We start from the raw sequence: 14,584 nt of genomic DNA on the forward strand, positions 1-14,584 counted from the left end.
CTAACTTTCATTAATCATTATGTTGCTTGAAGGTATTGAAACGTTACTTGTCCTCAGTAAAGAAAAAACCATGAGCCGCACGGGCAGTCAACTCTATATTAGTCAATCTGCCGTGAGTAAACGTATTTCAAATCTAGAGAAGAAGTTAGGAAAAAAATTAATAGAGCCAAATGGTCGGCACATAAAGCTGACCTCCGATGGCCTTGCGCTCATCAACACGATCGAGCCAACGTTCAATGAGTTAAGAGGTCAGATCTATGATCAACAACAAATAGAAGATACTTCTTTGATCAAGATAGACTGCTCTGAAACCTTAGTCGCTGGATACCTCAGCATGATCATGGCAGAACACTTTGCCCATGATCAGTACATACGAATATCGACCAATCATACGCCACGCATTATTGAGAATGTGAAATCAGGCAAAGCTACATTGGGATTTTGCGCTGGCTATCTACCACCTCATCATGGATTAATGAGCCTTCACCTCGCCGATGAACCTTTCTCAATTGTCAGTCGACATTCACTTTCACAACTACCTAAAGCTATTTTGACCAATGACCTAACTAACCCTGCCAACACATATCAACAAGCTATTTTATCCAAACACGGAATCGAACCTTTGATGGAAATGGATTCGTATACTGCGGCAGCACAACTGGCTTTGGGAGGTATGGCTCCCGCTTTAATCCCTAAATCTATCCTAACGACACTTAATATCACACCTAAGTTCTGCTATGACTTTGAAGAGCTAGATCAGTTAGTTCGGCCAATACATATCTGCTTACGTCACAGCACATATCGTAGCGAGCGAGTTAAAGCACTGACAGAATCCATTGCTGATGTTGTTGCCAAAGAAGTTTCGTTGCCATAAGCATCGACATCACTATAACTAGAGGACGAATCCATTTTTGCCCTTTACTTACCACGACCTTCGCCCCTAACTGAGCACCAAGAAAACCGCCAACAGCCATAGTTAAGCCAAGCTTCCACACGGGCAACCCAGCTAAGATAAAAAAGAGTAGTGCCGCTATGTTTGACGTGAAATTGAGGATTTTGGTTCTAGCTGTGGCTTCGACCAAAGAAAAGTGACCTAGTGCAACAAAACAAACAGTAAAAATAGATCCAGTCCCAGGGCCAAAAAAGCCATCATAGAAGCCGATCCCGCCACCAATGCATAGCGCAAACATCGCTTCAGATAACTTTGGTTCTCCATCGATTTTTCTCGTATTTGGCGCGAGTAAAAAATAGAGGGAAATGGCTATCAAAAGAACAGGGATCAAACTGGTGAGTACGCTAGCATCAATAAACTGCACAGCCTCGGCACCGATTGCAGCACCTATAAAAGTGCAGAGTATCGCAAAACGCATTTCCTTTAAGCTGACAATACCGTTACGCACGAAATACCAGCTAGCAGAGAAACTGCCAAACGAACTTTGTAACTTATTGGTTGCTAGAGCTTGAGTCGGACTCAACCCCGCAGCCAAAAGCGCAGGGAGCGTAATGAGCCCTCCCCCACCAGCCATCGCATCAATAAAGCCTGCGGCAGTCGCAACCAAAAATAAGACCAACAAAATTTCAACCGTGATTTCCACTACACTTCCTTTTTGAAGAGGTATCAAAGAGGAAGAAACGGTAGCACTTATTCACAAAACTACCAATGGAAAGTCAAGACACCAATCTATTCCTAATTTTCATAGAATTAATGCTTAAACTTGACTCCAAACTTTTATATAAAATTTAGTTGTCAGAAAGAATTGAATCACTGTCACAAATCTATTCCTGATAATGAGATCAAACGCTTACCTTTAAATATAAAACTAGACGAATATGAAAGATCTGTTCAGCATGTAGAGTTTACATTGTCAGCGCTCAAGGCCCGATATCTGAGGAAAATACATGACTAGCAACTACCCTTTATCACGACATCAATCCTCAAAAAATAGTGGTAGTATAAGCACCTACCCACTTTATAAATCAAATCATCAACATCGAAATCAAGAAACCATTATCTTATCTATCGAGAGCTTCGATATCGTTGTCAAGAACAATGTAAAAGATAAAGCGAAATTAGAACGTTGGGAAAAGATAAAGGGAATGTTTGAAAATACAGCAAACTATTATGCTACAGGACAGGACTTAGTTTTTATAACCAACTTATCAAACTATTTGTACGGAAATAATAGCTCTGTTATCGTTAAAAATTATTCTGGAGCTCCACATATCATACTCACAGGCTCCCCTGCTATGCACTCAAAGCTTTCTGGATTAGGAAAATTTCTTCCCACTCCAACTGTGGCAAAGTTCGCTGTTGGACCAGAAGGGGCATTACAATCCATTAGAAGTGGGGGCATAATAACAATTATCTTAATATCCACATACAGAGTGATTGACTTTTTCCTCAATGACCGTCAAACCTTAGCCAAACTATTTGGTACTTTAGCTAGTGATATAATCACTATCGGGTTATCGTCAGCTGCAGCAGCTATATTTGTAAACTTTGCCGCAGCAGTGGGTGGCAGTGTTGTAACTTTAAGTGCTGGCCCATTATTAGGGGCTATTTTGATAAGCTCGGCTGTAGGTCTTTTATTGAATAGAGAAAATGATAAACGAGGTTTAACACAGAAGTTAATAGCCTCTATAGATATTTACTTAAAGCAAAGAGATATAGAAGCAAAGAGAAGAGCAAAAGAAGAATATAATGAGATTCAACGTAAAACTCAAAGTATGATTTTCTCGCAAGAAATACAGCGAGGTTTGTTACGATGAAAAAAGGGAGTTACGACCGAACGCAAGTGTTTTTTTATTTAATAATTTTATTAGCATCAGCAATATCACTGTTAATATATGGTTTTGATGGATTGTCAGACTTTTATCTTAACATCTATAATAATGAAAGTTATTCATCTTTTGATCAGGCTGATATTTTGATTATAGGCTCTAGTTTGATCTTATTTGAATGCTCTAGAATGTCCGTAAAAACATTAAAATCAAATAATTTCCTAACTAAAAGTGAGTTTAAAAGCTCTAGTAAGATATTCCTAACTATATCGGTAACTAGTTTTTTTCTTCTTTATCCCTCGCTACTAGCAGCAGATGTTTTTGCAAAAAGTAACGGATACTCTCTTGATACTGAAGAATCAACTTATAACTTAGTCTTAGAAAAAAGAACCTATCGAAGCACTCCATAGTTAGTATGTTTTTAAGCTCGACAGTGCTTATTTTAACTTTTTCTAATTACCTATCTGCTTAAAGAGTTATGGTCGGCTTAATACCTCAGTCCTACAGCATTAATTTTGTTGTAGCAAATGGTAGTACTATTTCTTCATCTTTGGGTACATTGCTTGCCATCATTAGCTTAATGATCTTCAAAAGCGAAGCATACCAATCGTTCCTAGCACACTTTAATGCTCTTCATTTTAGAAAAACCTCGATATAAAAAAGCCCGCTCAAATGAGCGGGCAATGAGGTTGTCATGTAAGCCCTGATTAATGAGCTTACTGATTTTTATCTGTTACGCGTCTAGACTCGCTTTCACTTTAGCGTGTAACTCTTGAACCGAAGTTACTGACGCTTTTGCGTCTGCAGTATGAGACATACATGTAGCGAACGCTGCATTCAGTGTCGTTGTGTAGTTCACTTTTTCTGCCAGTGCACCACGGCGTAGAACTTTCGAATCTTCAATCGCTTGACGACCAGCAGCCGTGTTTACGATGTAGGTGTATTCGTTGTTCTTGATGCGGTCAAGAATGTGTGGACGACCTTCGTGTACTTTGTTTACCAATCGTGGGTTAATACCCGCTTCGCCCAGAATTACAGCTGTACCGTGTGTCGCATCCAACTGGTAACCCAGTTTCACTAACTTAGAAGCTAGGTCAACAACACGCTCTTTATCACCTTCACGTACAGACAGTAGCGCACGACCACCTTCAGGATAAACCGCACCACAACCTAGCTCTGCTTTCGCGTAAGCTTCTGCGAACGTTGCACCCACACCCATTACTTCACCTGTTGAGCGCATTTCAGGGCCCAATAGAGGGTCAACACCAGGGAATTTGTTGAACGGCAGAACCACTTCTTTCACTGAGTAGTAAGGAGGGATAATCTCTTTAGTAAAGCCTTGTGACTCTAGAGATTGACCCGCCATTACACGTGCAGCGATTTTCGCTAGAGGAGCGCCTGTCGCTTTCGATACGAATGGTACCGTACGAGCAGCACGAGGGTTCACTTCAATTAGATAAACGTCGTTATCTTTCACAGCAAACTGCGTGTTCATCAAACCGCGCACACCGAGTTCGAATGCTAACTTCTCAACTTGCTCACGCATCTTGTCTTGAATTTCCTGACTTAGCGTGTATGCAGGCAGTGAACATGCAGAGTCACCAGAGTGAACACCCGCTTGTTCGATGTGCTCCATGATACCGCCGATAACGACGCGTTCACCGTCACAGATAGCATCAATATCAACTTCGGTTGCATCATCCAAGAAACGGTCTAGCAGAACTGGAGACTCGTTCGATACGCTTACTGCTTCGTTGAAGTAGCGACGCAGGTCTTGCTCGTCGTATACGATTTCCATCGCACGACCACCGAGTACATAAGATGGACGAACAACTAATGGGAAGCCAATTTCTTTCGATTTCTCAACCGCTTGCTCCATCGTTGTTACTGTCGCGTTTTCTGGCTGAAGTAGACCTAAACGGTCAACAGCGGCTTGGAAGCGTTCACGATCTTCCGCACGGTCGATAGCATCTGGGCTAGTACCAATGATTGGCACACCAGCCGCTTCTAGAGCACGAGCCAGTTTAAGTGGCGTTTGACCACCGTACTGAACAATCACACCTTTTGGTTTTTCAACGCGAGCGATAGACAGTACATCTTCCAGAGTTACTGGCTCGAAGTACAGACGATCAGACGTATCGTAGTCAGTAGATACCGTTTCTGGGTTACAGTTAACCATAATGGTTTCGTAACCGTCTTCACGCAGCGCAAGTGATGCATGAACACAACAGTAATCGAATTCGATACCTTGGCCGATACGGTTTGGACCGCCACCAAGAACCATGATCTTATCTTTGTCTGTTGGGTTTGCTTCACATTCTTCATCGTAAGATGAGTACATGTAAGCCGTGTCAGAAGAAAACTCTGCGGCACATGTATCCACACGTTTGTAAACCGGATGAATATCAAACTGCTCACGAGCACGGCGAATTTCACTTTCAGCGACACCAAGCAATTTAGACAAGCGAGCATCAGAGAAGCCTTTGCGTTTCATCTGACGAAGCACTTCTTTGGTCAAACCTGCGTAGCCGCCCGCCTTGACTTGTTCTTCGAGTTTTACAATTTCTTCGATTTGAACCAGGAACCAGCGGTCGATTTGAGTCAAGTTGAACACACCGTCGACTGACATACCCGCTCGGAATGCATCGGCGATGTACCAGATACGCTCTGCACCTGCTTCTTTAAGTTCGTGACGAATCTTAGTCAGTGCATCTGGCGCTTCCAGATCGACCATCTCATCAAAACCAGTTGCGCCAACTTCTAGGCCACGCAGTGCTTTGTGAAGAGATTCTTGTTGGTTACGACCAATCGCCATTACCTCACCAACCGATTTCATCTGAGTTGTCAGACGATCGTTTGCACCAGCAAATTTCTCGAAGTTAAAGCGAGGGATCTTAGTTACGACGTAGTCGATAGTTGGTTCAAATGACGCAGGTGTTGCACCACCTGTGATGTCGTTTTGTAGTTCGTCTAGCGTAAAGCCAACAGCCAGTTTCGCGGCAATTTTCGCGATTGGGAAGCCTGTTGCTTTTGATGCTAGCGCAGAAGAGCGAGATACACGCGGGTTCATCTCGATGATGACCATACGACCATCTTTCGGGTTGATACCAAACTGTACGTTTGAACCACCTGTTTCAACACCAATCTCACGTAGAACGGCTAGCGATGCATTACGCATAAGCTGGTATTCTTTGTCAGTCAGTGTTTGTGCTGGAGCAACCGTGATTGAGTCACCCGTATGGATGCCCATTGGGTCAAAGTTCTCGATTGAACATACGATGATACAGTTGTCCGCTTTGTCACGAACGACTTCCATTTCGTACTCTTTCCAACCGATGAGTGACTCATCGATAAGAAGTTCGTTGGTCGGAGATAAGTCCAGACCGCGACGACAGATTTCTTCGAACTCTTCTTTGTTGTACGCGATACCACCACCAGTGCCACCCATGGTGAACGATGGACGAATGATACAAGGGAAGCCAACCATATCTAAAACTTTGTAAGCTTCTTCCATGCTCTTCGCTGTATCTGCGCGAGGACACTCAAGGCCGATAGACTTCATCGCTTTATCAAAACGAGAACGGTCTTCCGCTTTGTCGATTGCATCAGCCGTTGCACCAATCATCTCTACGCCAAACTCTGCGAGAACGCCGTGCTTCTCTAAATCTAACGCACAGTTAAGTGCTGTCTGACCACCCATGGTTGGCAGTACCGCGTCTGGGCGTTCTTTCTCGATGATCTTGCGAACAACTTCCCACTGGATTGGCTCGATGTATGTCGCATCTGCCATTTCAGGGTCAGTCATGATGGTCGCAGGGTTAGAGTTAACTAGGATAACTCGGTAGCCTTCTTCACGAAGAGCTTTACACGCTTGTGCGCCAGAGTAGTCAAACTCACATGCCTGACCGATAACAATCGGACCAGCACCAAGAATTAGAATACTTTGAATGTCAGTACGTTTTGGCATTATCTACTACTCCGAATTAAGCGCTGTGTTTTTTGATTAGTTCGATAAAGTGGTCAAATAGAGGTGCCGCGTCATGTGGACCAGGGCTCGCTTCTGGGTGACCTTGGAAGCTAAATGCTGGCTTGTCTGTGCGGTGGATACCTTGCAAAGAGCCATCAAATAGCGATACGTGAGTAGCACGTAAGTTTTCCGGTAATGTTGCTTCATCTGCCGCAAAGCCGTGGTTTTGCGAAGTGATCATCACAACGTTACGCTCTAAATCTTTTACTGGGTGGTTTGCACCGTGGTGACCAAACTTCATTTTCACCGTTTGCGCACCTGATGCTAGCGCCAGAATTTGGTGACCTAGACAAATACCAAAAATTGGCAGGCCTTTTTCTAGGAACACTTTGGTTGCTTCAATCGCGTAAGTACATGGTTCTGGGTCACCAGGGCCGTTCGATAAGAATACGCCATCTGGATTTAGTGCCAGAACTTCTTCCGCTGACGTTTCTGCAGGTACAACCGTTAAGCGGCAGCCGCGGTCAACCAACATTCGTAAGATGTTGCGTTTTGCGCCGAAGTCGTAAGCGACAACGTGGTATGGCAGCTCGCTGTCATCTTTCGCCTCTGGAAGTCCACCTTCAAGCGTCCACGAACCTTGCTTCCATTGATACGCTTCTTTTGTTGTAACTTCTTTCGCAAGGTCCATTCCTTTTAAGCCTGGGAATTCTTTTGCTTTCGCTAGTGCCAAAGCTTCGTCTAGGTTATTGCCCGCAACAATACAGCCGTTTTGAGCACCTTTTTCACGCAGGATACGAGTGAGCTTACGAGTATCGATATCAGCGATGCCAACGATATTTTGAGACTTAAGATAATCAGAGAGGGATTGTTCGTTACGGAAGTTAGAAGCGATTAGAGGAAGATCGCGAATCACAAGGCCTTGTGCATGAATGGAAGAGGATTCTTCATCTTCGGAAGTGGTTCCGGTATTGCCAATGTGAGGATAAGTGAGAGTGACGATTTGCTGAGAATAGGAAGGATCAGTGAGGATTTCTTGATACCCCGTCATCGAGGTATTAAAAACGACTTCACCAACGGAAAGACCATCTGCCCCTATGGACACTCCGCGGAACACTGTCCCATCTTCTAGGACCAACAGTGCTAATTTACCCAAGACAACCTCCAGAATAAAAATGCAAAAAAAATAAATCAAACTGCAAACATGCCTTCCTTTACCTATAAAATCTACATAAATAGGTATTTCAGACAAATTGGCGGTATTCTAAAGTTGGAGTCGAAACCTGTCAACCTACAATCAAAAATAAATGATTAATTTCTAGCGAGTAAGGTCATTTTGAATCAGTAAGGCCCAAAAAGATAACTTTTACATGCTATTACATAGAGAGGCATAGAGGTTTAATGAATTTTACAAATTTAAACTTTTTAGAGATCACAAAAAAGTATGAGTTTTTCACGCAAACGTTCACTCAACAAAAAAGACATTAGTTTTTAGACATCAAAACCCAAAACACCCACAAAACAACCAAAACAACAACAAAAGTAAGCACCAAAATACTTTCTGTTAGAATCATTTCATTTACAAACAATTCTATAGATATAAAAAAGCCGGCTACCGCCGGCGAATAATTATGTATTTAGAGATCATTCAATCCCAAAACATCTGTCATGGTATAAAAGCCCGCTGGTTTGGCACTCAACCAAACAGCGGCCTTGACGGCGCCATTAGCAAACGTCATACGATCGGTCGCTTTGTGCGTTATCTCCACTCGTTCCCCGATATCAGCAAACATGGCTGTGTGCTCACCGACAATATCGCCAGCGCGAATTGTAGCAAAGCCGATCTCATCTTTAGTACGTTCACCTGTGATACCTTCTCTCGCATAGACAGCTACATCATTCAGCTTGTTGCCCATCGCACCAGCAATGGCTTCGCCCATCCCGATAGCAGTACCAGAAGGAGCATCAACTTTATGACGATGATGTGCTTCGACAATCTCAACATCACAGTAGTCGCCCATCACTTTGGCTGCTTTCTCAAGAAGCTTAAATACTAGGTTCACACCAACAGAGTAGTTAGGAGCCATGACAACAGGCACTTGCTTAGCGGCTTCGTCAATCAGCTCACGCTCTGCATCACTGAAACCAGTCGTCCCAATCACAATACTCTTTCCATGCTTCTTACACAGTTCAAGATTCGCCAACGTACTTACTGGGGCAGTAAAATCGATGATTACATCAAAATTATCGACGTCTTTAGCAAGATCATCCGTTAAGAACACATCGAATTTGCCTTCACCACAAAGTTCACCGATATCGACACCGACAAGTGAGGACTCAGGTCGTTCTGATCCCGCGCTCACTGTCGCCTCTGGATTAAGGTGTGAAGCTTTAACCAAATTACGGCCCATTCGGCCTGCTGCTCCTGCGATTGCAATACGAACCATTGCGCTTTCTCTCCTTCTCTGGATAACGAGGTTTGCTCTCGTTCTCTCGTTTCGCTTAATCTGTTTAAACTAACAACATACCGTGGTTACCACAAGCAAGTTCATCAGGCTTAAGCAAACTCTTTTACGACACGCTCCAAGATAGGCACGTTCGCTTCAGGAAAGGCATAGTTACCCAATTCTCTTATCTCAACCCAGCGACCTTCTTGACCTTCTCGGCCGTAAGGCTCATTACTGAACTTAGATACCGTAATAAAATCAAACTTAAGTGATTTGTCTGGATAGTCATATTCCAAATGCTCGAAAAGGGCTTGCTCAGTAACTTCAATTCCTACTTCTTCTTCAAGTTCTCTTGCTAGAGCATGTTCAATACTTTCTCCTGACTCGACTTTCCCGCCGGGAAACTCCCAAAACCCGCCTTTATGCTTGTCGTCTGGACGCTTTGTAATAAAAATTTTTGATTTGTCTTGGTTAAAAATAATAGCCGCGACTATGTGAATTCTTTTCATAGGGGTTCCTAACTCTCAAGCCGTTACACTTCAACGGTCTTTGCATCTCTAAAACTATCCGATGCTATCAAAACTTATGAAATTCGACAGCCACAGAATTTGCTTAAAAAAAGAGCCGCCTAGGCGACTCTTTAAAAAATTATCTGACTAATACGTTAGTCGATTTTGCCGTGACACTGTTTATACTTCTTACCACTACCACAAGGGCAAGGCTCATTGCGACCTACTTTACGTTCATCACGTACCATTGGCTGACTTGAACCTTCTTCAGATTCTTCACCTTCAGAAAGAGGATTTTGTGCTGCTGCGTGTTGCGCTTGAGCACGACGAGCGGCCTCTTCAGCTTGCGCACGACGTTGCTCTTCCATACGTTCAACTTCTTCTTGTTGCTGAACTCGAACGCGAGATAGAACAGTAATCACATCGGTTTTCAGCGCTTCTAGTAGACCTTCAAACAGTTCAAACGATTCACGCTTGTATTCCTGTTTCGGGTTCTTCTGCGCATAGCCGCGTAAGTGAATACCCTGACGCAAGTGATCCATTGCTGCCAAGTGCTCTTTCCAAAGCGTATCCAACGTTTGAAGCATAACCGATTTCTCGAAGTTACGAAGTACTTGCGCACCCACCACTTCCTCTTTCTCTTTGTACACTTCAACGGCTAGATTGATGATCTTCTCGCGTAGCGCCTCTTCGTAAAGCTTATCGTCTTCTTCAAGCCATTGCTTCACTGGCGCATCAAGATCGAAGTCTGCTTTCAAGCGCTCTTGCAGACCTTCAACGTCCCACATATCTTCTAGTGATTGTGGCGGGATGTACTCATCAATAACCGCTGTTAGCACATCTTCACGGTTTTGCTCGATCATACCGCTGATGTCTTCAACGTTCATCAATTCGTCGCGCAGCTCGTAGACAACCTTACGCTGATCGTTCGCCACATCATCGTATTCTAGTAGCTGCTTACGGATATCAAAGTTACGACCTTCCACTTTACGCTGTGCTTTTTCAATTGAGCGAGAAAGCATTTTCGATTCAATTGCTTCACCTTCTTCCATACCACTTTGGATAAGGCTCGCCATACGATCAGAAGTGAAAATACGTAACAAAGAGTCTTCCATAGATAGGTAGAAGCGAGATGAACCCGCATCTCCTTGACGACCAGAACGACCACGTAGCTGGTTATCAATACGGCGAGATTCGTGGCGCTCAGTACCAATGATGTGTAGACCACCAGCATCTAGTACTTGATCATGTACCACTTTCCACTCTGCTTTAATCGCATCGATTTGTTCTTGAGTTGGGTTCTCCAAAGCTTCCACTTTTGATTGCCAACTACCGCCAAGCACAATGTCCGTACCACGACCGGCCATGTTGGTCGCGATAGTTACCGCACCAGGCATACCCGCTTCAGCAACAATTTCCGCTTCCTTTTCATGGAATTTCGCATTCAATACGTTGTGTTTGATCTTCGCTTTCTTCAATGCGTTAGAAAGAAGTTCTGATTTTTCAATCGATACTGTACCAACCAATGTTGGCTGACCTTTCGCAACGCGCTCTTTGATATCTTCAATGATTGCAGCAAACTTCTCAGCTTCGGTACGGTACACCACATCCGGCATATCGTTACGAATCATTGGTTTGTTGGTTGGGATAACCACCGTTTCCAAGCCATAAATAGATTGGAACTCAAACGCTTCAGTATCCGCAGTACCTGTCATACCAGACAGTTTTTCGTATAAGCGGAAGTAGTTCTGGAAGGTAATCGAAGCCAAAGTTTGGTTTTCGTTTTGAATCTTAACGCCTTCTTTCGCTTCTACTGCTTGGTGAAGACCTTCAGACCAACGACGACCTGGCATTGTACGACCAGTATGTTCATCAACAATTACTACTTCACCTTCGTCTGTAACGATGTAATCAACGTTGCGCTCAAACAACACATGAGCACGCAAAGCGGCATTCACGTGATGTAACATGCTGATGTTAGTCGGAGAGTAAAGTGTGTCACCCTCTTCCATAAGACCATTTTTCACCAATAGTTCTTCAACGTACTCTTGGCCCGTTTCTGTGAGGTATACTTGCTTTGATTTCTCATCAACAGTGTAGTGACCATCACCACGATATTCTTCAGAGTCTTCTTTGTCTTGCTTTTTAAGATGCGGGATCAAAAGGTTGATTCGGGTGTATAGCTCAGAGCTATCTTCAGCAGGACCAGAAATGATTAAAGGGGTACGAGCTTCATCAATTAGGATTGAGTCCACCTCATCGACAACTGCAAAGAAGCGTTCACGTTGTACGCGATCTTCGCTACGGAAAGCCATATTGTCACGAAGGTAGTCAAAACCAAATTCATTGTTCGTTCCGTACAAGATGTCAGCTTGGTACGCTTCTTTTTTCTCTTGAGGGGGCATGTTTGGCACGTTTACGCCAACAGTCATACCTAAAAATTCAAATAGAGGGCGGTTTGTCTCTGCATCACGTTTAGCTAGATAATCGTTCACTGTTACAATGTGAACGCCTTTACCAGCCAGGGCATTTAGGTAAGCAGGAAGCGTTGCCGTCAGCGTTTTACCTTCACCCGTACGCATTTCAGCGATTTGACCCGCATTTAGAACCATACCACCGATAAGCTGGACGTCGAAGTGGCGCATACCGTAGACACGCTTAGATGCTTCACGAACCGTAGCAAAAGCTTCTGGAAGTAGTTTATCAAGAGTTTCACCCTTCTCTAGGCGCTCACGGAATTCAACCGTCTTTGCTTTTAACTCTTCGTCACTTAGAGCTTCGAATGTTGGCTCAAAGTTATTAATTTCTTTTACAATTTTTCTAAGGCGGCGCAGTGTTCGGTCGTTGCGACTGCCAATCACTTTTGTCAGTAGCTTAGTTATCATTTTTCGTGAATCTCTCTTTATTCAGACCGTTCCCGATCTACTCATAATGCCTTCAGTCTCTGCCAGTTTGGAACTAAGAATACTGAGATAAATCATTTATCAAAGATATTGAGTTCAAACATCCATATTTCAAGGCTAAGTTTTGAAACAATGTGGCTTAGTGTAAGGATTTTTAATCGATACAACCATAAATAGACGTATTTGTTTGAAGCACTCTGAAGTTTTTACTTAAAGTGGTGACTGATTAGCCGATATTGCATACCGCAATATGTGTAATCCATCCAGAGCAAACTTTGCTTTTTACCTTGCTACATTGTAAAACTGAAGCTAAAGACGTTAATGTAAACTATACCTTGATAGAAAGCTGCTCTAGAATAGCTATATCTCAACAAAATTAGATTTTACCTATGCGTGATCACCGTCCAACCTCGACTGAAGATGTTATTGCTGAGTCACAGTTCAAGCAGATTCAAGAACATGCTGGAGAAATCTTACAGCTTAACCAAGCTTTGCAAGAGGTCTTACCCACGGGGACGGCCGATCATTGCCGAGTAGCGAATGTTCGTAACGGCCATCTATTGATCGATGTCTCTAGTGCCGCGATCAAAATGAAGATCGATTACGATCGCCTCATAATCCTAAATAAACTTCGTACTCAAGGCTTTGCCAAGCTGATGAGCGTTGAAGTGAGGATCAATCCTTCACTATATCGAAACCGCTTTCAACAAGACGACAGACCTAAGCGTCCACCACTAACCGAATCTGCAGCAAAGTCATTAATGACGATTGCCGACATGGCGCCACCGAAAATTCAAGAGCGTTTAAAACGATTAGCCGATATGGCAGAAAAGGAAGATCGTAAGTGAACGTTATTTCAATATGCTGAAAGCTTGAATGTTATTGATAAATCCAGGATTAAAGCCAAATAGCAAAAAACCAGGCATAAGCCTGGTTTTTTATTAATTCTAATGCCAAGTATTTACGCAAGCACCATATTTGGTTCTGCGAATGCTACTGGTGAGCCGACTTCTTCTTCGAATGTAGTCCACTCCCACGCTTCCTGATCTGCAAGAACAGCACGTAACAGTTGGTTATTTAAACCGTGGCCAGATTTAAAGGCACGGAATTCACCAATGATTGGGTGGCCACACATGTAAAGGTCACCAATCGCATCCAACACTTTGTGAGTCACAAACTCATTTTCAAAGCGTAGACCTTCTTCATTAAGAATACGGTAATCATCCAAAACGATAGCATTGTCAAAACTACCACCCAAAACTAGGTTTTGAGATTGTAGATATTCGATATCACGCATAAAGCCAAACGTACGTGCTCGAGAAATCTCACGAACAAAGCCTTTTGACGAGAAATCAAACAGCAAACGTTGCTCGTCTGATTCAATCGCTGGGTGATTAAACTCAATTTCGAAGTCCATACGGAAGCCGTTAAATGGTACAAATTCTGCCCATTTATCACCATCTTCAAAACGAACTGGCTTTTTGATGCGGATGAAGCGTTTTGGCGCATTTTGCGTTTCGATACCTGCTTGTTGTAGCAAGTATACAAATGGGCTTGCACTACCATCCATGATCGGAATTTCAGGTGCGTCTACTTCGACAACAATGTTATCGATGCCCATACCAGCAAGTGCCGCATTCAAGTGCTCAACAGTTGAAATACGCACACCTTCATCGTTTACCAATGCAGTACAAAGCATGGTGTCACGAACCGAAGCTGGATCAGCTGGAAAATCTACAGGTGGATTTACATCTGTACGACGGTAAATGATACCTGTATTTGCAGCAGCCGGGCGCAGAGTAAGTGTGACTTTACGACCAGAGTGGAGACCCACACCAGTTGTTTTCACTATTTCTTTCAGAGTACGTTGTCTGATCATCTGCTTGCCTCTCAAAAATTTGCTACAAAACACGGCCGTCTGTAACGTCGACCGTGAATGCTACCATAATTTTGAGCCATGTCAAATTTATGGGTTAA

At 43.4% G+C, this 14,584-nt stretch carries 11 protein-coding genes; 4 read left to right on the forward strand and 7 right to left on the reverse strand.

From position 1 onward, the window contains the following. The first annotated feature begins 19 nt into the window (after positions 1 to 19). Entirely contained in the window at positions 20 to 874 is an 855-nt protein-coding gene (locus R7H07_RS14110; RefSeq protein ID WP_005387379.1) for a LysR family transcriptional regulator, read from the forward strand. Here R7H07_RS14110 and R7H07_RS14115 read toward each other — a convergent pair. Continuing rightward, positions 816 to 1,595 (reverse strand): TSUP family transporter, encoded by a 780-nt coding sequence (locus tag R7H07_RS14115; protein ID WP_206959286.1) that lies wholly within the window; start codon positions 1,593 to 1,595, stop codon positions 816 to 818. The genes R7H07_RS14110 and R7H07_RS14115 overlap by 59 nt on opposite strands. Positions 1,596 to 1,899: 304 nt before the next feature. On the opposite strand from R7H07_RS14115, the gene R7H07_RS14120 reads away from it, so the two are divergent. Both R7H07_RS14120 and R7H07_RS14125 read left to right on the forward strand, forming a co-directional pair. Beyond that, the gene (locus R7H07_RS14120) at positions 1,900 to 2,769 is read left to right on the forward strand and encodes a hypothetical protein (RefSeq protein ID WP_017633622.1); all 870 of its coding nucleotides are present in this window, start codon (positions 1,900 to 1,902) and stop codon (positions 2,767 to 2,769) included. After that, positions 2,766 to 3,191 (forward strand): hypothetical protein, encoded by a 426-nt coding sequence (locus R7H07_RS14125; RefSeq protein WP_017633621.1) that lies wholly within the window; start codon positions 2,766 to 2,768, stop codon positions 3,189 to 3,191. Before R7H07_RS14120 ends, R7H07_RS14125 begins: the two co-directional genes overlap by 4 nt. Positions 3,192 to 3,514: 323 nt before the next feature. Here R7H07_RS14125 and carB read toward each other — a convergent pair whose 3' ends face one another. The 5 genes from carB to secA all read right to left on the reverse strand — a co-directional run bounded on the left by carB (position 3,515) and on the right by secA (position 12,589). After that, a complete protein-coding gene (gene carB, locus R7H07_RS14130; RefSeq protein WP_005381854.1) occupies positions 3,515 to 6,748 on the reverse strand; it encodes a carbamoyl-phosphate synthase large subunit in 3,234 nt (1,077 codons plus the stop codon). A gap of 16 nt (positions 6,749 to 6,764) precedes the next feature. Then, positions 6,765 to 7,904 (reverse strand): glutamine-hydrolyzing carbamoyl-phosphate synthase small subunit, encoded by a 1,140-nt coding sequence (gene carA, locus R7H07_RS14135; protein ID WP_017821483.1) that lies wholly within the window; start codon positions 7,902 to 7,904, stop codon positions 6,765 to 6,767. A gap of 481 nt (positions 7,905 to 8,385) precedes the next feature. Continuing rightward, positions 8,386 to 9,195: a 4-hydroxy-tetrahydrodipicolinate reductase gene (gene dapB / locus R7H07_RS14140; protein ID WP_065274178.1), complete on the reverse strand. Its 810-nt coding sequence runs from the start codon at positions 9,193 to 9,195 to the stop codon at positions 8,386 to 8,388. A 110-nt stretch (positions 9,196 to 9,305) separates the two neighbouring features. Continuing rightward, positions 9,306 to 9,704: an 8-oxo-dGTP diphosphatase MutT gene (mutT, locus tag R7H07_RS14145; protein WP_005387387.1), complete on the reverse strand. Its 399-nt coding sequence runs from the start codon at positions 9,702 to 9,704 to the stop codon at positions 9,306 to 9,308. A gap of 155 nt (positions 9,705 to 9,859) precedes the next feature. Next, on the reverse strand, positions 9,860 to 12,589 hold the full coding sequence (secA, locus tag R7H07_RS14150) for a preprotein translocase subunit SecA (protein WP_005381868.1): 2,730 nt from the start codon (positions 12,587 to 12,589) through the stop codon (positions 9,860 to 9,862). Between the two features lie 407 nt (positions 12,590 to 12,996). Here secA and R7H07_RS14155 point away from each other — a divergent pair, with 407 nt between their 5' ends. Continuing rightward, on the forward strand, positions 12,997 to 13,455 hold the full coding sequence (locus R7H07_RS14155) for a DUF721 domain-containing protein (RefSeq protein ID WP_206959295.1): 459 nt from the start codon (positions 12,997 to 12,999) through the stop codon (positions 13,453 to 13,455). A 113-nt stretch (positions 13,456 to 13,568) separates the two neighbouring features. On the opposite strand, the gene lpxC is transcribed toward R7H07_RS14155, so the two are convergent. After that, positions 13,569 to 14,486, reverse strand: a complete 918-nt coding sequence (lpxC, locus tag R7H07_RS14160; RefSeq protein ID WP_005381871.1) for a UDP-3-O-acyl-N-acetylglucosamine deacetylase — start codon at positions 14,484 to 14,486, stop codon at positions 13,569 to 13,571. Positions 14,487 to 14,584 lie beyond the last annotated feature (98 nt).

The sequence above is a fragment of the Vibrio sp. Vb1127 genome (genome assembly GCF_033338735.1).
In the GTDB taxonomy this organism is placed as follows: domain Bacteria; phylum Pseudomonadota; class Gammaproteobacteria; order Enterobacterales; family Vibrionaceae; genus Vibrio; species Vibrio alginolyticus.